General features: G+C 50.9%; 23 protein-coding genes. 11 read left to right on the top strand and 12 right to left on the bottom strand.

Translation table 11 applies throughout. The annotated features are described in order from the left end of the window. Positions 1–5: 5 nt before the first annotated feature. Positions 6–608 (top strand): glutathione S-transferase family protein, encoded by a 603-nt coding sequence (locus tag G9C99_RS13545; protein WP_166418055.1) that lies wholly within the window; start codon positions 6–8, stop codon positions 606–608. Here G9C99_RS13545 and G9C99_RS13540 read toward each other — a convergent pair. The 4 genes from G9C99_RS13540 to G9C99_RS13525 all read right to left on the bottom strand — a co-directional run bounded on the left by G9C99_RS13540 (position 572) and on the right by G9C99_RS13525 (position 4,542). Continuing rightward, a complete protein-coding gene (locus G9C99_RS13540; RefSeq protein ID WP_166418054.1) occupies positions 572–1,768 on the bottom strand; it encodes a TIGR03862 family flavoprotein in 1,197 nt (398 codons plus the stop codon). The genes G9C99_RS13545 and G9C99_RS13540 overlap by 37 nt on opposite strands. Beyond that, positions 1,765–3,081 carry a mechanosensitive ion channel family protein gene (locus G9C99_RS13535; protein ID WP_166418053.1) on the bottom strand — a complete coding sequence of 439 codons (1,317 nt, stop codon included), beginning with the start codon at positions 3,079–3,081 and terminating at the stop codon, positions 1,765–1,767. The genes G9C99_RS13540 and G9C99_RS13535 overlap by 4 nt, the downstream gene beginning before the upstream one ends. Before the next feature lie 97 nt (positions 3,082–3,178). After that, on the bottom strand, positions 3,179–3,790 hold the full coding sequence (locus G9C99_RS13530) for an enoyl-CoA hydratase/isomerase family protein (RefSeq protein WP_166418052.1): 612 nt from the start codon (positions 3,788–3,790) through the stop codon (positions 3,179–3,181). After that, positions 3,790–4,542: an SDR family oxidoreductase gene (locus G9C99_RS13525; protein WP_166418051.1), complete on the bottom strand. Its 753-nt coding sequence runs from the start codon at positions 4,540–4,542 to the stop codon at positions 3,790–3,792. The genes G9C99_RS13530 and G9C99_RS13525 overlap by 1 nt, the downstream gene beginning before the upstream one ends. A gap of 123 nt (positions 4,543–4,665) precedes the next feature. Between G9C99_RS13525 and G9C99_RS13520 the strand changes: the two genes are divergently transcribed. The 6 genes from G9C99_RS13520 to lpxK all read left to right on the top strand — a co-directional run bounded on the left by G9C99_RS13520 (position 4,666) and on the right by lpxK (position 11,167). After that, positions 4,666–6,180: a DUF2125 domain-containing protein gene (locus G9C99_RS13520; protein WP_205859861.1), complete on the top strand. Its 1,515-nt coding sequence runs from the start codon at positions 4,666–4,668 to the stop codon at positions 6,178–6,180. Between the two features lie 120 nt (positions 6,181–6,300). After that, on the top strand, positions 6,301–7,647 hold the full coding sequence (locus G9C99_RS13515) for a TldD/PmbA family protein (protein WP_166418049.1): 1,347 nt from the start codon (positions 6,301–6,303) through the stop codon (positions 7,645–7,647). After that, a complete protein-coding gene (locus G9C99_RS13510) occupies positions 7,640–8,413 on the top strand; it encodes a 3'(2'),5'-bisphosphate nucleotidase CysQ (RefSeq protein ID WP_331460010.1) in 774 nt (257 codons plus the stop codon). The genes G9C99_RS13515 and G9C99_RS13510 overlap by 8 nt, the downstream gene beginning before the upstream one ends. Positions 8,414–8,664: 251 nt before the next feature. Then, positions 8,665–8,907, top strand: coding sequence for a DUF4170 domain-containing protein (locus tag G9C99_RS13505; RefSeq protein WP_166418047.1), 243 nt, complete (start codon positions 8,665–8,667; stop codon positions 8,905–8,907). 527 nt (positions 8,908–9,434) lie between these two features. Continuing rightward, positions 9,435–10,166, top strand: coding sequence for a 3-deoxy-D-manno-octulosonic acid transferase (locus tag G9C99_RS13500; RefSeq protein WP_166418046.1), 732 nt, complete (start codon positions 9,435–9,437; stop codon positions 10,164–10,166). Then, the gene (gene lpxK / locus G9C99_RS13495) at positions 10,166–11,167 is read left to right on the top strand and encodes a tetraacyldisaccharide 4'-kinase (RefSeq protein WP_166418238.1); all 1,002 of its coding nucleotides are present in this window, start codon (positions 10,166–10,168) and stop codon (positions 11,165–11,167) included. The genes G9C99_RS13500 and lpxK overlap by 1 nt, the downstream gene beginning before the upstream one ends. A 47-nt stretch (positions 11,168–11,214) precedes the next feature. On the opposite strand, the gene G9C99_RS13490 is transcribed toward lpxK, so the two are convergent. Together G9C99_RS13490 and G9C99_RS13485 are read right to left on the bottom strand one after the other, a co-directional pair. Next, on the bottom strand, positions 11,215–11,877 hold the full coding sequence (locus G9C99_RS13490; protein WP_166418045.1) for a DsbA family protein: 663 nt from the start codon (positions 11,875–11,877) through the stop codon (positions 11,215–11,217). A 13-nt stretch (positions 11,878–11,890) separates the two neighbouring features. Continuing rightward, the gene (locus G9C99_RS13485; RefSeq protein WP_166418044.1) at positions 11,891–12,418 is read right to left on the bottom strand and encodes a DUF721 domain-containing protein; all 528 of its coding nucleotides are present in this window, start codon (positions 12,416–12,418) and stop codon (positions 11,891–11,893) included. Positions 12,419–12,516: 98 nt separating this feature from the next. Here G9C99_RS13485 and mutY point away from each other — a divergent pair, with 98 nt between their 5' ends. Further along, positions 12,517–13,578: an A/G-specific adenine glycosylase gene (gene mutY / locus G9C99_RS13480; RefSeq protein ID WP_166418237.1), complete on the top strand. Its 1,062-nt coding sequence runs from the start codon at positions 12,517–12,519 to the stop codon at positions 13,576–13,578. Then, positions 13,575–14,708, top strand: coding sequence for an alkane 1-monooxygenase (locus tag G9C99_RS13475; RefSeq protein WP_166418043.1), 1,134 nt, complete (start codon positions 13,575–13,577; stop codon positions 14,706–14,708). The genes mutY and G9C99_RS13475 overlap by 4 nt, the downstream gene beginning before the upstream one ends. Positions 14,709–14,824: 116 nt before the next feature. On the opposite strand, the gene G9C99_RS13470 is transcribed toward G9C99_RS13475, so the two are convergent. The 4 genes from G9C99_RS13470 to G9C99_RS13455 all read right to left on the bottom strand — a co-directional run bounded on the left by G9C99_RS13470 (position 14,825) and on the right by G9C99_RS13455 (position 17,873). After that, the gene (locus tag G9C99_RS13470; RefSeq protein WP_166418042.1) at positions 14,825–15,940 is read right to left on the bottom strand and encodes a site-specific DNA-methyltransferase; all 1,116 of its coding nucleotides are present in this window, start codon (positions 15,938–15,940) and stop codon (positions 14,825–14,827) included. Positions 15,941–16,045: 105 nt separating this feature from the next. Then, positions 16,046–16,669: a ribonuclease HII gene (locus G9C99_RS13465; protein WP_166418041.1), complete on the bottom strand. Its 624-nt coding sequence runs from the start codon at positions 16,667–16,669 to the stop codon at positions 16,046–16,048. 57 nt (positions 16,670–16,726) lie between these two features. Then, positions 16,727–17,293: a demethoxyubiquinone hydroxylase family protein gene (locus G9C99_RS13460; RefSeq protein ID WP_166418040.1), complete on the bottom strand. Its 567-nt coding sequence runs from the start codon at positions 17,291–17,293 to the stop codon at positions 16,727–16,729. A gap of 148 nt (positions 17,294–17,441) precedes the next feature. Next, positions 17,442–17,873 carry a hypothetical protein gene (locus G9C99_RS13455; protein ID WP_166418039.1) on the bottom strand — a complete coding sequence of 144 codons (432 nt, stop codon included), beginning with the start codon at positions 17,871–17,873 and terminating at the stop codon, positions 17,442–17,444. Between the two features lie 163 nt (positions 17,874–18,036). On the opposite strand from G9C99_RS13455, the gene G9C99_RS13450 reads away from it, so the two are divergent. Next, positions 18,037–18,318, top strand: a complete 282-nt coding sequence (locus G9C99_RS13450; protein ID WP_166418038.1) for a hypothetical protein — start codon at positions 18,037–18,039, stop codon at positions 18,316–18,318. A 65-nt stretch (positions 18,319–18,383) separates the two neighbouring features. Beyond that, positions 18,384–19,070, top strand: coding sequence for a winged helix-turn-helix domain-containing protein (locus tag G9C99_RS13445; protein ID WP_166418037.1), 687 nt, complete (start codon positions 18,384–18,386; stop codon positions 19,068–19,070). A 191-nt stretch (positions 19,071–19,261) separates the two neighbouring features. Here G9C99_RS13445 and G9C99_RS13440 read toward each other — a convergent pair whose 3' ends face one another. Both G9C99_RS13440 and G9C99_RS13435 read right to left on the bottom strand, forming a co-directional pair. Beyond that, positions 19,262–20,104 carry a fumarylacetoacetate hydrolase family protein gene (locus tag G9C99_RS13440; RefSeq protein ID WP_166418036.1) on the bottom strand — a complete coding sequence of 281 codons (843 nt, stop codon included), beginning with the start codon at positions 20,102–20,104 and terminating at the stop codon, positions 19,262–19,264. A gap of 11 nt (positions 20,105–20,115) precedes the next feature. Further along, complete coding sequence (locus tag G9C99_RS13435) at positions 20,116–20,862, bottom strand: SDR family oxidoreductase (RefSeq protein ID WP_166418035.1); 747 nt, start codon at positions 20,860–20,862, stop codon at positions 20,116–20,118. Between the last annotated feature and the right edge of the window lie 13 nt (positions 20,863–20,875).

Raw genomic sequence — 20,875 nt, 5'->3', positions numbered from 1 at the left:
GTTCGATGTATCAGGTGATCGGAACAACCCGCAGTCGCACCCTCCGAGTCATATGGATGCTCGAAGAGCTTAACCTGCCCTACACGCATACACCTGCTGCCCCCCAGTCTGACGTCGCACAAAAGGCCAATCCATCAGGCAAAGTCCCAATCCTGATAGACGGCAATCACACAATCACCGATTCCGTCGCAATAGTTACCTATCTTGCTGATAGGCACGGCGCGCTGACTTATCCGGCTGGAACGATTGAGCGTGCACATCAAGACAGTATTACACACCTCATCTTAGATGAAGTTGATGCAGCATTGTGGAGCGCATCGCGGCATTCAAATTATTTACCGTCTTCCCTGCATTACGCCGACATGCGCGAGACCGTGAAATGGGATCTTGATCGTGCTGAACAGCGCCTCATTCATCAACTTGGCGACCATCCATTTTTGATGGGCGAACAAATTACAATCCCTGATATTCTCCTCACGCATTGCGGAGGGTGGCCAATGACCCAGAAAATGCCTTTTCGACATACTGTCCTACGCAACTATTTTCGTAGGATGCGCAATCGACCTGCGTATCAAAAAATGCTCGGGACGCTTTCATCAGATGCATAACGCGCTGCCGCCTGTCCTGCGCAACGTCCCGTGGCCAAACACCCGGTAACCAAATAGCCACCCGTGGGCGCATCCCAATTCAGCATTTCGCCAGCGCAAAAAATGCCCGGCAGCTTTTTCAGCATCAAATCATCTGTCAGTGCGTCAAAGTGAATACCACCGGCTGTTGATATTGCTTCGTCGATGGGGCGTGGCCCAACCAACGCCACTGGGAGCGATTTAATAACGCCAGCCAACGCCGCCCCTTCGGGTAACGGATTGGCACATTCTCGCAGCAACGCGATTTTTGCCGGGTCTAGTTTTAATGTTTTACGCAGATGATTTGTTAGACTGTTCTTACCCCGCGGCTTTGCAAGTCGCACCTCAACGTCTTGCAAACTGACATCAGGCAGTAAATCAATGCGCAAAGCAGCCCCGAGCCGTAACGCGCGCGAAACCGCGTAAATTCCACCGCCTTCTAACCCGGTACGAGAAATAACACATTCCCCGCGCGATTGAACCGATCCTGCTATAAGCGTCACACCTTTTAGCGGGGCACCAAAATGACGTTCCATGTGCGGCGACCAATCCGCGACAAACCCCATGTTGGATGGCTGAAACGGGGCCGTCTGAATGCCAAGCTTTTTCAACACGGGCATCCAGCCACCGGTCGACCCCAACCGCGCCCAACTGCCGCCACCTAACGCGAGAACAGCAACATCTGGTTTTATTTTCGTTGCGCCCTCAGGTGTTTCAAATTCAAATCCATCGCTATAGTCAGTCCAACTCCAACGGGTTTTGACAACCACTTTGGCACCAGCCAAACGCGCCAACCAATTCCGTAACAATGGCGAGGATTTCATAACCGTTGGAAACACACGCCCAGACGATCCAGTAAAGACGTGCTGACCTAAACCTTCGGCCCACTCCTGAACTTTAGCAGGGCCAAATTCGGACACGATATTCCTCAGAATCTCAGGCGCGTCTTGATAGTGATCCAAAAACGCATCCAGCGGTTCATCTTTGGTTATGTTGAGACCCGATTTTCCCGCCATCAACAGTTTACGCCCAACAGAGGGCTTAGCCTCTGCTATGGTTACAGCCAACCCTGCACGCGCCAATTCCTCAGCGGCCATTAAACCAGCTGGCCCCGAGCCTATGACAAGTGCGGTTTTACTCATGTCTCTGGTATCTGTCCTTTTATCTCAACAACGCGGTGTGGGTATGGGATTTCGATATTGTTCTCTTTCAATGCGTTCCACACGATAAATAACACGTCAGACGAATATTTATTTGGCCCGTCATCCAAACCGTTCACCCAAAACTCAACCGCAAAGTCGATGCCGCTATCACCAAACCCACGCAGTTCACAATCTGGCGGATAAGGCAAATCTAACACATCTGGATGTTTGGCCACCGCTGCTTCAACAATTGCGGGAACCAGATTGATATCGGTGTCATAGGAAACGCTAAAAGGTGCCTCATACCTGTTAGCCGATCCGCTATCTGAATAATTCACAACGCGCGTGGTGATGAAGTCCTCGTTTGGCACCATGATCCAGCGCCCATCAAAGGTTTCCAAAATCGCAGCCCGCGCGGTCATTTTAACGATTTTGCCTTCTTCGCCCCCATCAAGCGCAACAAAATCGCCAACGGTGGCCTGACCTTCTAACAGCAAGATGACACCGGATATGAAATTCGATGCAATTTTTTGCAAACCAAATCCCAAACCCACACCAATCGCACCACCTAACACCGCGAGTGTCGAAAGGTTGATCCCCATGATGTTAAGTAGCAACAAAAATGCGACGCCAAAAATCGTAATCTCAGCAGCCTTAACCGCCAATTGCCGGGTCGCAGGGCGCATTTCTTCTTGGCGTTCAATGTAGGTAACACTGTGTTCGTTTGACCAACGCCCCAGCCAAAACAAAAGCGCGCCCGCAATAACACCACGCACCAGCGACATCACCGAAAACGAAATATTCCCCAGCCCAATCACTGTGTTGGTCAGATAATCAGTCGCGAGTTCAAGCAACCCAAAAACGTTCAATGCCAGCGCAGGCACCAGAACAAATTTTGCCAATAGCTTTAGAAACGGATCTTTGACAATTTCATGAGCGAATGCCCGCGCCGCGAGGAATAAAAATAGGCGTTTACCAAACGCAATAACCGCACCCGAACCAAAAACGGACCGCGTTACGCTTTCGCCGATTCCGGTGAACGCATACGCCAGCAGTGGCAGTAACAACGGCAAAAACACCAATGCGTACCGGCGTAGGCGCGCAATGATATGCGTTTGCTCTTCGGGTGGGGTAATGAGACGTTGAATGACTGGGGAAAACTTGCGGTTGATATACCACGCAGAACCGAAGGCAATTAACAGCAATGCAAACTGCGACCACGCCGCCGGGCTAAGCAACCACCCTTGCGCCACGTCCCAAGCGCTCCAAAAATAGCCCAACATATTGGTCACAAATTCTGGTTGATTTTCCATAGCACACCCTGCCCCACACCTAATACCTCAGGCCTTTTACAAAGGTTCGCCCAAAATCAAAAGCCCCAGCCTTAACTGGAGCTTTGAAAGAGCGGGTTTAGGTGCAAAGGGCTTTGATACCGGCGCGAATTTCTGGCCGCGCTGCCAAAGACGGTTCTGCCAAACTGCGCACGGTGGGGATGAGTTCTTCGATTTCGACAATCATATCGACAAGCCCAAACTGATAGGCTTGTGCTGCATCTATCTTCTGACTGGCCATCAATATGAGTTTTGTTTTCGACGGTCCTATCAGAGATCGGAGGCGCACCGGATCAGAGGGTTGTGGTAGAAACCCAAGCTTCATCACCGGATAGAAAAATTTTGCATGAGGCACTGCAATACGCAGATCACAAGCAAGCGCCATACCGAACGCGCCACCAGCCAATGTACCGTTGAGCGCGGCAATCGTGAGACAAGGCAATTCGGCAATCGCCCCTGACAAGCGCTCCCAAACATCCGATGTCGCTAACCCCGCTTTGGCCGCGTCTAAATCCGCCCCAGCGCTAAAAACTTTTCCAGAGCCCGTTAAAACGAAACCGTTGGCTTGATCTTTTGCATCTAACGCAATTTGCACCAACTGTTCGAGCATATCGAGCGTGAGGGAATTAGCCTTATCTGGTCTATTTATCGTTACAACCCAAAGCCCCTCAGATTTTGATAGCTCTATCATCAGATCAGGCCGACCTTCTCGCGAATTTCCTCATCTCTTAGAGAAACTTCTTCGCCCAGATATCCATCCGCATCAGCACCGCACATCCACAGCAACGCACGCGCAGGCCAATCTGCCGGGACATGCACATCCCAATCGAGTTGGCTTACAGGATTTATGCCTGACGCTTTGATATCTAACTGCATTTGCGTGGCAACCGTTCCCGGAGACAGCCCCATGATCCGTACCCCCCGGCTACCCGATTCTTTGTGTCCACATTTGGTCAACATCGCAGCCCCTGCCTTTGAGGTGCAATATGCGCTCCAGCCTTCTAATGCGTTGTGCGCCGCACCGGAACTAATGGTGATAATGGTCCCTGCACCTGCCGCCTCCATAACAGGCAAAGCTGCACGCATTCCGTAATAAACACCTTTGATATTAATATCCATCACGCGCCCCCATTCTTCGGGGTCGGAACTGCGCATCATTTCAATCGGGTCAATCACACCAGCGTTGTTTATGAGAATATCCAAACCACCAAATTTGGACACTGCGGCGTTCACGGCATTGACCACATCGTTGTGACGGCTCACATCACCGGGCACGGCCAATACGTGATCCCCAATCTCAAGCGCCAGATTCGCAATCGCCTCTTGGCTGCGCGCCATCAATACGACATTCGCACCGGCATTGGCGAAAGCCCGCGCAGCAGCCTCTCCAATTCCGCGGCTTGCGCCAGTGATCAATACGGTTTTTCCTGTGAAATCTTGCATAGTTAACTCCGATCCAATACCTATTGATAGCGCGCCTTTTTCGATTGCGCTAGCCTCTGCGCCCCTTGACCGCAGGCCTATGACACACAACATTAGACCAGACACCAAATTTTGAGGATCATCATGACCCACTGGAAAACATTTAGCGGCCTCGCCGCGACAAGCACTATTTTGATGACAACCACTGCACTCGCTGATGTGACCTCTGCTGAGGTTTGGTCAGACTGGCGCGCATATCTGGAAACGTCAGGTTATACGGTAAACGTTGATTCTGAGGCCCAATCTGGCAGCACACTGCGGATCAGCGGCGTTTCAGCCACCCAGACCCAAGACAACGTATCGATGGCCATGAACCTGGGTGAGCTTAACTTTGTTGAGCAAGGCGACGGCACAGTTTCAATCGTGATGGAGCCCCAATACACTTATGATATCCAAAGTGCTGGCTCTGATGATTTCGCTATGTCTTTAAATGTCTCGCAGGAAAATGCAGAAATTATTGCGTCAGGCTCAGCCGACGAAACCAATTATGCATTCAACCTCCCAAGTATTGTCGTCACGGCTGATGAACTGACAGCTGACGGTGACAAAATGACAATCGGCCTGAACGTGACTCTCACTGATTATGCCGGGAACTACCTCGTGAAATCTGGTGATGTCACAGACTTTTCTGGTACCGCGAATATGGGGGCTATGACGGCTCTGGCAAATATCGAAGAACCAGATGGCCCGGGAACGATTGCCGTCAACTTTAACGCAGCTGGGTTCACGGGAACACTTGCGATGGCATCGCCACCGATGGTGAACTACGCAGATGAATTCCAAGCAGCCCTGCGCGACGGCTTTGCTATGCAGTCAGATGTGACATTCGGTGCGATGGATTTAAGCATCGACGCCGCAGGAATGGATGAAGCATTTTCGCTAAACGCTGATATTGCGTCTGGCTCTTACGACATCACCCTAAACAAAGACACAATGTCCTTTTCCGAATTGCTGAACAGCGTGAACTTTGTTGTGTCCGGTGCACAAATCCCATTTCCACAAATTCAAGTGCAAGCAGACGAGCTTGGTTTTAATCTCGGAATGCCTGTCAGCAAAGGAACCGAACCAAGCGATGTTGCTTTTGGTACACGTATTGTCGGCCTAACCGTTACCGATGCGATCTGGGGTATGTTTGACCCATCAGCCACCCTGCCGCGCGACCCTGCCTCCATCGTACTAGACCTCACAGGTCAGGCGAACTGGCTGTTTGACATCTTTGATCAAGAAGAAGCAATGAAATCTCAAATGTCTGGCGACCAGCCTGCAGAGCTTCATGAATTGACGATCAATGAACTTCTGGTGTCCGCTGTTGGTGCTGAACTTAACGGATCAGGGTCGTTCACGTTTGACAATGCAGACACCACCACATTTGACGGTATCCCACGTCCGACAGGTGCCGTTGATTTAAGCCTAAGCGGTGCAAATGGATTGCTTGATCGTCTTGGCCAGATGGGTTTGCTTCCTGTTGAAGAGGCAATGGGTTTCCGCATGATGATGGGAATGTTCACAGTGCCCGGCGAAGGCGAAGACAATCTGAATTCCAGAATTGAGGTAAACGAACAAGGCCACGTTTCCGCAAATGGTCAGCGTCTTCGTTAACCCTACAATTCACTGATGAAAGGCCGTCCTTTTTTGGGCGGCCTTTTTCTTTTCGTCGCTGCGCTCTTGCGTGTTTAACCCGCAGGCCATAGGTCTTAGGCAAAGAATAGCAGGTGCCTCATGACAAATTCCTTGGACAGTTTGACCTCACAACTCCTTGAGGCCGCAAAACGCGCTGGCGCTGATGCCGCCGACGCATTGGCCGTCGAAGGTCAATCCACCTCGATCGAAGTTCTCAATGGCGCTTTGGAACATGCGGAACGTTCCGAAGGTACCGATATTGGCTTACGGGTTATGGTCGGAACACGCCAAGCCATTGTATCAGCATCAGACACCCGCCCTGAGACCATCGCCATTATGGCGGAACGTGCAGTGGCAATGGCGAAAGAAGCGCCAGAAGATCCATATGTAGGTCTAGCGGATGCCAACGAAATTGCTGCATCCTGGGATATAGATGCGCTTGAGCTTTTCGATCCAAGCGATGCGCCAACACCCGAGATGCTCCAACAGGACGCTCTGCGCGCCGAAGCCGCTGCCATGGAAAATAGCGAAGTTTCTCAGGTGCAATCTGCTGGTGCGAACTACGGCACCCATGGCATTCATCTCGCCGCGACAAATGGTTTCTCGGGCGGATATCAACGCAGTTCTCGGTCTGTGTCTTGCGTTGCAATTAGTGGCACGGGCTCCGAGATGGAGCGCGACTATTATGGCGACGGCCGTGTTTTTCAATCGGACCTCATAAGCGCCGAAGAAATCGGCCAGATTGCCGCAACACGCGCAGTCGAGCGCCGCAATGCGCGTAAACCAAAAACCGGCAGCTACCCTGTTTTATTCGACGAACGCGTTTCATCGTCACTCGTTGGGCATATATTAGGCGCGATTAACGGCGCGGCCATCGCCCGCGGCGGATCATGGTTACGCGATGCTATGGGCGAACAAATTCTTCCTAGCCATCTTTCCTTGATCGAAAATCCCCACCGTCCGCGTATTGGTGGGTCACGTCCCTTTGATGGTGAAGGTCTACCGACGCAATCGCGCACAATCATCGAAGATGGCATTCTTCAGACTTGGATACTCGATCTTGCGAGTGCACGTAAATTGAACCTTACCAGTACAGCAAACGCCGCGCGCGGAACCTCCAGTGCGCCAAGTCCCAGCGCAACCAATGTCGCGCTAACGCAAGGCACCCAAAGCCAACGCGATTTGATCAAGGATATGGGGACCGGATTGCTTGTGACTTCCATGATTGGCACATCCATTAACCCGACGACTGGCGACTATTCCCGCGGAGCAACAGGGTTTTGGATTGAAAACGGCGAAGTTCAATACCCCGTGAATGAATGCACAATTGCGGGAAATCTACGGGACATGCTGCGAACCATTTCCCCTGCAAACGATGCGCGCCTACATCTCAGCCGCGTTGTGCCTTCAATATTGGTCGAAGGATTGACACTTGCCGGTGAATAACGACCTCACTCTATTAACTGATGCGGCTAAAGCATCCGGGGAAATTGCGCTCAAGCATTGGCAGCAAAACCCTGAAACATGGGATAAGGATGCCGGTGCCGGCCCCGTAACCGAAGCGGACATCGCAATTGATCGTATGTTAGCGTCTGAATTGGGAAGTGCCCGTCCTGATTATGGTTGGTTGTCCGAAGAAACCGACGATAACTCAGACCGGCTAAATCATGAGCGTGTCTTTATTGTTGATCCTATTGACGGAACACGCGCGTTCATCGCAGGTGAAAAAACCTTTTCGCATTCTCTGGCCATCGCTGAAAACGGTAATGTGATTGCAGCAGCCGTTTACCTACCGGTTCTGGATCTGATGTATTTGGCAACTTCTGATCAAGTCTCAACGCTAAACGGTGCCCCGATATCTGCAACCCAAAATACAGTCGAAGGCGCATCAGTATTAGCAGCCAAGCCTAACTTTGATGTTAAAAATTGGTCCGATGGTCTGCCGCCTTACCAGCGGCATTTTCGATCATCGCTCGCCTATCGGTTATGTCTGGTGGCAGAAGGCCGCTTTGACGCGATGCTCACGTTACGTGATACATGGGAATGGGATGTAGCAGCAGGCTGTTTAATTGCACAACAAGCCGGGGCAACTGTAACAGATCGCGTCCGGGGAATACCCAAATTTAACAATCCGCGGCCCAAGCTCAAAGGTATGATCGCAGGCGGGACAACCCTTCACGAAGATATTGCCGAACGCCTGCAATCCGATTAGCGGTTATTTGCCTTTAGAAGGCGGAGCGCCTTTGTCAAATTGTGACGGATCGGCGTCTTTTTTATCTTTCTCTGTCATGTATTTTCCTCCAGTCAGTTGTTTTTAATAAATTTTCGGGGAATCCCCATTTCCAATGGTGCGCGCAAGCGATCAATTGATCAAGAAATCTTTGTAACACTCAAACTTGAAGCAGGCCTTTTCCCGGTTGAGAATATCCAGTACCTTGCCAGAAAATCCGGAAAGTACCTCTCATGACACAAAGACTTCACCTTGTTTTTGGCGGCGAATTGATTGACCCGACAAAGAACGTATTTAAAGACGTTGCCGACATTCATGTCGTTGGCATGTTTCCCGACTATGACACCGCTTACAATGCTTGGAAAGCCGAAGCGCAGCGCACTGTTGACAATGCACATATGAGATATTTTATCGCTCATATACACCGTCTTCGTGACGAAAACTTAGCAGCATCCGCGACCGAAGAACTCGGTTAAGCTCCGTCAATATGGTGTTAAGACAAGCAATTTCAGGGCAGTTTGCCAAATATCGAAAGCTGTTAGGCAAACCGCCTGATCAAACGACCGCGTCACCCTCAACACCGTTAACACATCCTGAAACTCCGACAGTTTGGTGTCACGTTGAAACCCCGACCCAAGCTCGGGCCATCACAAGTGTATGTCACCGTATTCTTGACGAATGGGGACCTATACAGCTCAGGTTCACATGCGCAGAAGGCTGCGTTCACTGGACCCCAGATACACGCGATGCTTTTCTTCTAAAGGCACCGACAGCTCTTTTACTTGATAATAAAATTTCATCCGAGTTTTTAACTGAATGTGCGCCTACCATTGCAATCTGGGCAGGATTTATACGTTCGCCATCAGGTTCACGATGGTTAAATGATCGTAATATTCCGCAAATCGTGTTGGATGGTGTCCCACCGCCTATACCAAAGGGTTTCTTGAACAGGACCTTCGCCCCAAAACCGACCTTGCCGGAAAAAGGATTTACAGTTTTTCCAATGTCGGAACGCGCAATCCAGTATTATGCGAATACCCAAAATGTCGAATTGAAATCCGAGTTTATGGGTCGATTGCAACCTGGAATCATTCCTCAATCCTGCAACGAAGCCGACCGCGAAGCGCTATCCGAAGCAACACTTTCAAGACAGATATGGCTCGCTGTGCATTGTGCTGAAGACGAGGTTCACACCGTTCTTGCTGCGCATCGCATGGCCCTTCGAACAGCTCATAGATTACTGCTCATAATCGCCGCTCCGAATCCAGAAGCTGGCAACGCGCTCCGTAAAGAGGCGGAGGCCCTTGGTTTTCTAACAGCCCAGCGCTCAGTCGAAAAAACCCCTGGTGATGAATGTCAAATTTTCATCGCAGATACCGACGAAGGACTTGGTCTGTGGTATCGCCTTTCACCTATATCCTTTCTTGGACAAAGCGTTAAACGCGGCTTGCGCGGGGTCGATCCTTGCGAAGCTGCCGCATTGGGTTCCGCTATCTTGCACGGCCCATGGATCGGGGACCATCGACTCATATACGACAAGTTAGATAAGGCAGACGCTGCACGTGTTGTGCATCACCAAGAAGGACTCGCCAAGATGGTTGGCCAACTCATGGCACCGGATGTCGTCGCAGAGATGGCACAGGCCGCTTGGATGATCGCTACGGAAGGTGCTGAATTATCAGACGCTTTGTTGGATACTATGATGGATGCCCTTGATCAAAGTGGAACAGAATGATGCAGGCCCCCCATTTTTGGTTCAACGATAGAAACAAACCAGGACTAAAGGCACGTTTACTAAGCCCTCTCGGCGCTCTTTACGCACGTGCGACGGCGCGACGCGTTCGACAAACTGGGCTCCAGTTAAACATCCCGGTTATTTGCGTCGGCAACATCAACGCAGGAGGTACCGGGAAAACTCCGACGGCAATCGCAGTTATTCAACACCTCCAAGCGCAAGGCATGTCCCCACATATCGTGTCCCGCGGATATGGTGGTACATTGTCCGGCCCCGTGAAAGTCGTCGAAGGCCAACACACTGCGCGGGACGTAGGCGATGAACCCCTACTGCTTTCGGCGTTTGCCCCGACTTGGGTGTCAAAATCCCGTGCTGATGGGGGAAAGTCCGCGCAAGCAGCCGGGGCCGACATCATCATCCTTGATGATGGGTTCCAAAACCCCAGCTTGCACAAAGATCTGTCCATCGTTGTCGTTGACGCAGCGAAGGGGTTTGGGAATGGTCGCGTTATCCCTGCCGGACCGCTACGGGAACCTGTAAAAACAGGAATGCAGCGTGCTGATCTATTGCTGTCAATCGGATCAAACAGCGCCCAAAAGAACTTTGTCGAGGTTTGGTCAGACCATATCACCACCCCGCATCTGAAAGGGTCGCTACGCCCTCTTCAAACTGGCATGAATTTTGAAGGCCTACGTGTGCTTGCCTTTGCGGGTATAGGCCATCCTGAAAAGTTCTTCTCGACTTTACGTGCAATGCGGGCCGACATCCAACGCGCAGAAGGGCTTAGCGATCATCAACCATTGACAGAAACGCTGATCAAGCGGCTCGAAACTGAAGCCAACTTATTGGGTGCGCAATTGGTAACCACGGAAAAGGACGCAGTACGCCTACCGGATGCATTCCGTCAAAAAGTGCTGACCGTCCCTGTTCGGCTAGAGTTAGAAGATTGGGCAGCTTTTAACGCTTCCTTGGGACACATTCTAAACCAAAAGCACATGTAAAAAGCCCTTCTGAAATTCAGAAGGGCTTTGGTCAAGACAACAATTTTTTAGCCGAGTTCTCCGTCCAGCACACCTTTTAGATCCCCATAGCTCATGTTGCCATATTTGGTTCCATTGATAACAAAGGATGGAGTGGAGTTGATATCGTCAGCTGTCGCAGTTTCCTGATAACGCGCAATCATTGCTTGCGCCGTATCCGTATCCTCAAGACATGCCGTCAATTCGTCATCAGTGATACCTGCACGACGGCCAATAGCACGAAGGTTTTGAACAACGCCAGTGGGGTCACCACCAGCCAGCCAATCGCGCTGCTCTTGGAACATCACATCGATCAACCCAAAATAACGCAACTCTCCGCCGCAACGGGCAATCATAGCGCCCCAAAGGCCGAAACGATCGAAGTACACTTCCCGGAATATAAACTGCACTTTGCCGGTATCAATGTAATCGCGCTTGAGGCTCGGATATACATTTTCATGGAAATTTGCACAATGCGGGCATGTCAAAGATGCATATTCAATCATTGTGACTGGCGCATCAGGCGATCCAACAGTCATGTCCACAATAGCGGAGGTATCGATATCTGCGGCCTCCTGTGCATTCACAGCGCCAAGCCCCGGTCCAGTTGATTGCGACGGACGGGTTGTCAAGTAAGCACCACCGGCAGCAACAGCGGCAACACCTGCCGTAAGAATAAATCTGCGATCCATGGTCATCTCTTTCCTAAGGTTTGTTCTTTGTAAGTATTTTTGCGCCCAAGCTTTCGAGTGCCAGGCGCAAGCTGTTGTCTTGGACATCACTTGCCGCGTCACTTGCTGCCCGTAAAACTTCAGGCGCAGGTGTATTTAATTCTGCTTTTGGGGCGTGATCAAAAGACACGCGCCCTTCGGAAAATCCAGTAGGGGCCGTTTGGGTAATGCGCACTTTGGAAATCGCTGCATATCCGTAGCAGGCATTCACTTTCTCTCGAATGCGTTCCTTTTGCATTTCCAGCATAGGCGCAAATGCGCCCGTCGTAAGCAACGTCAGGGTTGCGCCCAATCCGCCCCGTCCGTAACCCACTTTAACCGGGCGAGCCATCTTAGCGATATCATCACCAACGATTTCGACCCAATGCGTTAACACACGCGATTCGCCAAACCCTCGGCTTTCGCTGGCCTTGCGAATCCGCGTTTGCAGCAGCGAAGAGGTCTGTGTAAAACCGCGGCTGCGCTTTCGCTTATAGGGGAAGGATTTGGTTTGACTCGCCATCTGTTCATTCGACCTTTCACGTCCTATTCTACCAGAGGGTGGCACATGCGCCAGTCAGAAGAGAACAGAAAGGCGCGAATTTGCGTGAACAATATGTAATGAATGCCCTTCTGGACTGGTATGATGCCAATGCGCGCAGCATGCCTTGGCGTATCGGCCCCACTGAGCGAAAAAAGGGCCAGCGCCCAGACCCCTATCGCGTGTGGTTGTCCGAGGTCATGCTACAACAGACCACAGTGGCGGCCGTAAAAGAGTATTTCAATCGCTTCACCACACGTTGGCCAACTGTTACGGACTTAGCAAACGCTGATGATGGTGATGTCATGGCCGAATGGGCAGGACTAGGATATTACGCCCGCGCCCGCAATTTACTAAAATGCGCACGCATGGTTGCCTCGGATTTTGACGGGCAATTTCCCGACAACACCATTGAGCTTCTTAAATTGCCCGGTATAGGCCCGTATACTGCGGCCGCCATTTCTTCAATTGCCTTCGATAATGCTGCAACCGTCGTAGATGGAAATGTTGAACGCGTCATGTCTCGGCTTTACGCCGTTCAGACTCCCCTTCCGGCGGCCAAGCCAGAATTAACCGAATTGGCTGCAAAGCTAACGCCTCAAGCGCGTTCAGGTGATCACGCACAAGCTGTAATGGATTTAGGTGCAACCATTTGCACACCCAAATCTCCTAGCTGTGTTATCTGCCCACTACTCAACCCATGCGAAGCCCGTAAAACAGGAATTCAGGCAGAGTTACCAAAGAAAACACCCAAAGCACCGAAACCGACACGACACGGGTACATCTACCTTGTTCAACGCGAGGACGGCGCGTGGTTACTTGAGCGTCGCCCCGACAAAGGGCTTCTTGGCGGTACACTCGGCTGGCCCGGAAGCGTGTGGGAGGAAGATCCAATTCCAAATCCACCGATTGACGCAGATTGGCGTACCTCAAACCAACAAGTGCGACATACGTTCACTCATTTTCACTTGATCCTAACGGTTCTGAGCGCCAATGTTTCAAAAAACGCAGCCTCGTTGCAGGGTGATTTTGTTCCACTTGCAGACTTTAGCGCAAAAGCACTGCCTACGGTGATGCGCAAGGCCTATGAATTGGCCCAAAATCAGCAACTTGCTGCCCTAAAAACCGAGAAATCGCAATGATCCCTGCGGATAGGACCAAACGACTCGTAAGTGCACTGCCGTTTTGGTTGTCTTTAGCCGTTGTTCCCGTCACCCTACTTGGCGCGATTTACGGCGGATGGACGGTCTTTTTACTCCCGCTCAGTACGTGGGGATTATTCACCGCATTGGATTTTTTGACTGGCCTGAATCTTGAAAATGCTGATCCCGAAACCAAAGACGAAGACTTATTTTGGTACCGGTTGATTACGCTGCTATGGTTTCCACTACAATTCTGCATCATTTACGGAATGCTCTGGTGGACAACACATACAACCCACCTCGACACTTGGGAAAAGGTCGTTTTGTTTTTTGGAGTGGGCGTTAGCTCCGGCACAGTCGGCATCGTCTACAGCCACGAATTAATGCACCAAAAGAACAAAGTAGAGCGTTGGCTGGGGGACCTATTGTTGGCCACCGTTCTATACAGCCATTTTCGAACAGAACATTTGCTCGTGCATCATCGGTATGTCGCCACCCCACGCGATGCGGTAACCGCCCGCTACAATGAGGGTTTTCACCGCTTTTTCGTCCGTGTTCTACGCGAAAGCCTTGGGTCAGCTTGGGCCGCTGAGAAAGCCATGCTGGCTCGGAAAAAGGTTGGCCCATTTCATTCATCCAACCCCTTCTGGCGCTACGGGGTACTGCAAATTTCTGCTCTCTTATTGGCCTACCTGATCGGTGGCTGGGTCGGCATCACCCTGTTTGCATGGCAAGCCCTCGTCGCGATTTGGCAGCTCGAACTCACCAACTATGTTGAACACTATGGGCTGACGCGGGAGCATTTAGGCGACGGTAAATACGAACATGTTAAACCGCACCACAGTTGGAATGCTGCACATAAAGCATCAAACTGGCTGCTGATTAACTTACAGCGTCACTCAGATCATCATTATAAACCTGACCGGCGCTTTCCTCTCTTGCAAAACTATACCGCAGACGAAGCGCCCCAGTTGCCATACGGGTATCCTGTCATGACTGCCGCCGCGATGATCCCACCGTTGTGGCGCAGGCAGATGAATCCACGTGTGCGTAAGTGGCGTGCAGACCGCTATCCACACATCAAAGATTGGTCAGCCTACAAAACCGGCACGAACCCACCGCCCCGTTAACACCAAAAAGCCCCGCCGATAAGCACGGCGGGGAAGTTAAGTGCGTATAGTCAGGCTACAGGCACCGGCGGTAAACTTTTACTTGGGGGCGTTTTACCCCCAAGGGTTTATTTCTATTAATTTGGGCGATCGGCCATTTCGGCGCGAATCTGTTGGCGCAACAGGTCAATCGGCACGCGCTGGCCGTCCTGCTTGTAGCACCAGTAAGTCCAGCCATTGCAGCTAGGAGCGCCTTCTAACGCAGCGCCGACTTGGTGAATTGACCCTTTGACATCATTTCCGATCAAAGTGCCGTCTGCGCGTACTTTAGCGCGGTGGCGACCATTCATTGACAACAACTCGTCACCGGGCGTCAGCATTCCGCGTTCGACCAATTGGCCGAATGGCACGCGTGGTTCTGCACGTTTGGATGTGGTGACACGCAGGGATTCTTTATCGAACTTACGAACCTTAGAAAGACGTTTTTCAGCAACTTTACGGTAGGCTTCTTCGCGTTCAATACCGATGAAATCACGGCCCAGTTTTTTCGCAACTGCGCCAGTCGTGCCGGTGCCAAAGAACGGGTCAAGCACGACATCGCCAGGATTGGTAGAACCAACCAGCAAACGGTGCAGCAAGCTTTCCGGTTTTTGCGTTGGATGCGCTTTATCACCGTTTTCGTCTTTGAGGCGTTCGCCACCATTACAAATCGGAAGAACCCAATCAGAACGCATTTGAACGCCTTCATTCAATGCCTTCAGAGCCTCATAATTAAAGGTATATTTTGCACCTTCATCTTTAGACGCCCAAATCATGGTTTCATGCGCATTGGTAAAACGCTTACCGCGGAAATTCGGCATTGGGTTGGATTTACGCCAAACGACGTCATTCAAAATCCAGAAGCCGTGATCCTGCATGGCAGCACCAACACGGAAGATATTGTGATATGAGCCGATCACCCAAATAGCGCCATTCGGCTTGAGCAACCGGCGCGCAGCCTTGAGCCAGTCTCGGGTAAAACGATCATAAGCTGCGAATGAAGAAAACTGATCCCAGTGGTCATCAACCGCATCCACTTTGGAATTATCTGGGCGGTGCAGATCACCTTTCAACTGAAGATTGTAGGGTGGGTCTGCAAAAATCAGGTCGATAGAATTCTCAGGCAATGAGTTCATCATTTCGATGCAATCACCGTCAAGAATCTGGTTCAAAGGGAGCTGTTGAGCCCCTTTTGTCTGTGTTTTAATAGCCATGTACTGCCTCATAGGTCGAGCGTCTTTGCGCTTCGTTTATTAAGGCTAAGGATGAGTCATTCCGGATTCCGCGTCAATTTGTTTATTAAATCAATGAACTACGAATTAACCTTGATACAACATATTGTGTACCGGCTTAAACGAACGCCTATGATGTGGGGTCACGCCAAGATTTTGCAACGCTTCCATGTGCTTTTTCGACCCATATCCGGCGTTGGTCTCCCAACCATAACCTGGGTACTGTTGCGCCAAAGACAACATGACATAATCTCGACACACTTTCGCCGCAATTGAGGCCGCTGCAATCGAAACCGACCGCCCATCACCTTTGACAATCGCCTCAGACGAGAGTTCAAGCCCGCGCGGAATCATATTGCCGTCGATCAAAACATGGTCAGGAGATGTCGAAAGTCCGGCTATCGCCCGAACCATAGCAATATGGGACGCTCGCAAAATGTTGTGTTCATCAATCTCTTCGACCGACGCGTGCGCAACTGAAACCTCTGCGACCTCTAATAACTCGGCATAAATTGCTTCACGCCGCTTTGCGGTCAGTTTCTTTGAATCGTTCAGGCCCTCAGGGATACGCGCAGGATCCAGAATAACAGCTGCTGCTGTCACAGGCCCGGCCAAAGGCCCCCGCCCAACCTCATCGACCCCCGCAATACACGCGGCACCATTGGCCTGTGCGGCCAGCTCAAAACTGTAATCAGGATGTGTTTTTGTCATACCTCGTTGAAAGCGGATATTTTTACTGCGTGCAATTGGAAACCCGCATTCAAACATTTAACCACGATGAGCGAGCTCTGCTTTCATCCGAGTTGAGTCACCCCAAGTTGACAGCCAAATCAAAATTTCGGTGACGTTAGAAATTAGCCGAATGGCCCCTCGTGTGAACGGCGTTTTGGCTATGATATTTGCTTCGGCATGGTGAAGGTGATGAAGCTCTTCATCTTTAATCGAATTGATAAGTGCGGCTAAGTCTGGGTCTTTGTCTTTCAAAAAATCCAATTGCTCCAACAAATGCCGATGAACTGTTTCCTCGACAGCCGCCGTACAAACCCAAATACCCTGCCGCCCAAAGAGCGACGTTGCAAAACCAAGTAAATATCCACCGTATGCCCACAAAGACATAACACGACATGGACGCGTCTGCCGCGTCGGCATTTTCGCATAAAACAATGCGCAATGCTCTATTTCATGATGAAGCGTTTCGTCGAGAAAACCAACGATATCAGGATAGAGACGGCGTGCGACCCACAGCTGGGCCTTATAAATTCTGATCGCCCCATGCTCACCTGCATGATTTACTTTCAGTATACGGCGAATTGTTTTTTCATCGTCTCCAGTCAATCAACGTCACCCTTACACACTCATATTTTCTTAAAATCTGTATAGTTAAATTCCTTAGCAACAAAGCATAAAAAAGGGCGGGTGCCGAAGCAACCCGCCAGTTTGGACGCGTAAGGAAGGGACCGGAAACGCGTCTATGAGAAATCAGTTAGCGACGTGAAACACGGAAACCTTGGTTGCGCATGCAGCGTAGGCCGTAGGCCGTGCGCCAGCCGCGATCGGTGTGCCATTCACGTTCACAACGCGCTGGCAAGTTCACACGTGGCGCGTGGCGGCGCAGACACCGATTGGCAAAACCTTGGCGTTGACCTCGGTCCGTGTAGTAGGTACGCAAGCAGCGTTCTGGTAGTGTCACGCGATTGTTGTGACGAGGACGCGGGTGCCCTGTCCGGGGGCGTGTAGGACGCGGCGTTGTAACGTGATCATTGTCATTATCAACTGCCGCTGCGATCCCCGCGATAAGCCCAAGGCCCAGTAGAATTTTTGCAATATCCTCAGCATCAGCGCGGGCCGGCACTGCGGAAAAACCTGTTATTGTTAAGGCTGCGGCGAGTACGACTGAAATAAAACTCTTGGTCATTTGGATGTCCTCCTGGGTCAGGTGCATTGATGTTTCTTTGCGATGAACCAAGATTGCGCCAACCTGTTTCGGCTAAACAATATCGACCGAAAGTTATGAGATAACAGCGCATAAAAACTGGATTGTTATTGAATATCGTTCCCGATTTCCTCATGTTTTGGATATGAAAAAATATCTGATCCTTGCCTTCGCACTTTTGGCCGCCGCTCCCGCGTCTGCTGAATGCTACGCGGACTACAAAGCCAAGCAGGAAAGCCCGCTTCGGCTGCATTATGGCGTTATCCAAATACCCGATAGCGCATGCTCAACTTCGGCAGCTGCATCCGTGATCGCCGGGCGCATCAATGCAGGCGGTTGGCAATTGCTGGATGTCGTATCTGTTTTTGATTCTTCCGGGCTCGCTTCACGTAGCGGAGAGGCCGGGGATTACTACCTTCGCTATTAAGTTATATCGCGCTAAGATCGCACAAAGCCCGAAATGACATATCAGTCGGCGAAGGACAGAACGACATGATAAACACAGCAAAGCTGCACGGAAACCGCACCGTCGTATTAGGCATAATCGCGATTGTTGCGATCTTGTTTTTGACTGCGGTTTTTCTGTTCCTCAATCTTCCGGACGCCAACGCATTTAACAATCGCGTCGAACGATTGTTCGTTGAAAACGCTGATCTCACGGCCTTTGCAGATATCAAGCTGCTCGAAATCTTAGCGCAGTCAGGTACTGCATTTTCCGAAACTCTGACGTCTTATCGCATCGTGATTTTTGTCCTGTTGGTTTTTGCAACCGCACTAATGGTCACGGCCTTGGTGTTTTTGGTCACAATTATCGTGCTAAACCGCCGTATTTCTGAGGTTGAGCGCGCTGGTATTCAGGTGTCTTCACTCATGATCAGCCGCGAAGAAAATACTGTTTATCTAAACAATATGGAATTCAAACTGACCCCAGCTGCGATCGAAACAATATCTGTCTTAGCCGAAGCCCGCATGGACGAAGATGTTCTTTCTGGCGCGGAAATCGAAGGGATGATTTCTGGTCGCCCCTCATCAGATTGCGAAGAAGCCGCCGGTGCCACCCGGATCAAACGATTGCGCGACTCGCTTGGAAATCAAATGGTCAGCGAATTGCTGGTCAAAAACATCGCCCGGCGTGGGTATATGCTCTCGATTGATAAAGACGTCATTCGTATGGTGTAAATGAACCATCCCATTACATCTAAGGAATGGGTAAACATCTAACTCTTTGCCAAAAAACGAGAATGCACGTGCAATAGACAGAAGCGTCAATCTTAGGCGGAGAGATTTAAAATATAAATTAATACCTGATGCGAATTAACAGGCTGCCTGCGTATTGGGTGGTATCCAATACGCAGACCAAAGCACATGGATCAACCTTGTACGACCCCTTGGCGCTGCACACCAAGCCCTTCGATGCCCAGCTCCATTTTATCACCTGGTTTCAAGTAAACGGGCTCCGGCTTTTGCCCCATGCCAACGCCTGGGGGTGTGCCCGTTGAAATCACATCGCCCGGCTGAAGACTCATAAATTGCGACAGATAGCTCACCACATGAGCAACGCCGTACACCATTGTGGCAGTACTCCCGTCTTGGACGCGCTTACCGTTGACCTCAAGATACATTGACATAGCTTGCGGATCGATCACTTCGTCGCGCGTAACCAACCAGGGCCCAATGGGGCCAAAGGTGTCTGCGGATTTACCTTTCACCCACTGTCCAGATCGTTTGATTTGAAAGTCGCGTTCTGAGATATCGTTGATCACACAATAGCCCGCCACGTGGTCCAACGCATTTGCCTCGTCCACATATTTGGTTTCTTTGCCAATAATCACGCCCAGCTCAACCTCCCAATCTGTTGCGGATGATCCGCGCGGGATTTCGATATTATCATTAGGGCCGCATATTGCGCTGGTTGCTTTGGCAAAAATGACCGGCTCTGGGGGAACCTCCATGCCACTTTCGGCGGCATGATCGGAATAGTTCAAACCAATGCAAATGAACTTACCAACTTGCCCCACACATGGACCATAACGATCGACCTGAACCACGGGCAGAGTTGACAAATCCGTCGAGCGGATTTTCTCCAAGCCCTCATCGGACAGAGCTGAGCCCGAAATATCACTGACAACGCTGGACAGATCTCGGACCTGACCATCCTCATCGAGAATACCAGGTTTTTCCTGCCCCCTAGGGCCAAAGCGTAAAAGTTTCATAGTGTTCTCCCTTAGATGGACCAGCCACCGTCGATGACATGGGTTTGTCCCGTTGTGAATCCGCTCGCGTCAGAGGCAAGGTAGAGCGCAAGATTGGCAATTTCATCCGCATCTCCTACCCGCCCCATCGGCTGGCGCGCAATGAATTCGGACATCGCTTGGTCATAATTGCCAGTTGCCCGCAAACGATCATGTAGAGAAGGGCTATCGACCGTGCCGGGGCATATGGCGTTGCACCGAATGCCCTGTGTTACGAAATCAGCAGCAACAGATTTGGTCAGCCCCACAACCGCCGCCTTTGACGCACAATAAGCAAAGCGATTTGGCACTCCTTTAATCGAAGACGCTACGGACGACATATTGATGATCGAACCTTTGCCCTTTTCCAACATGCCCGGCAGCACTGCTTTGGTCAGGCGGTACATGGCCTTAGCGTTGAGTTCAAAAGCAAAATCCCAATCCTCTTCTGGGCAATCCAAAATAGATCCCGCATGAACAAACCCCGCACAATTGAACAAGACATCCAACGCCCCTATCCGCGACAGGGTTCGTTCAATTGCCGAGGCTTCCGTGACGTCCAGATGCAGCGCCGTAACACCAGCGATCATCTCAAGCTGTTCCAACGCCGCCTCATTGATATCTGTCGCAAAGACTTTGGCGCCGGCTTCGGCGAAAAGCTCTGCACTGGCGCGACCAATTCCTTGGCCCGCAGCCGTAATCAGGGCGGTTTTCCCTTCTAGGTTCAGGATTTGGGGCATTTCGTTTCCGTTC

It is taken from the genome of Cochlodiniinecator piscidefendens (assembly GCF_011326755.1).
Lineage (GTDB): Bacteria > Pseudomonadota > Alphaproteobacteria > Rhodobacterales > Rhodobacteraceae > Cochlodiniinecator > Cochlodiniinecator piscidefendens.
This window is presented reverse-complemented; position numbering and strand designations above follow the sequence as displayed.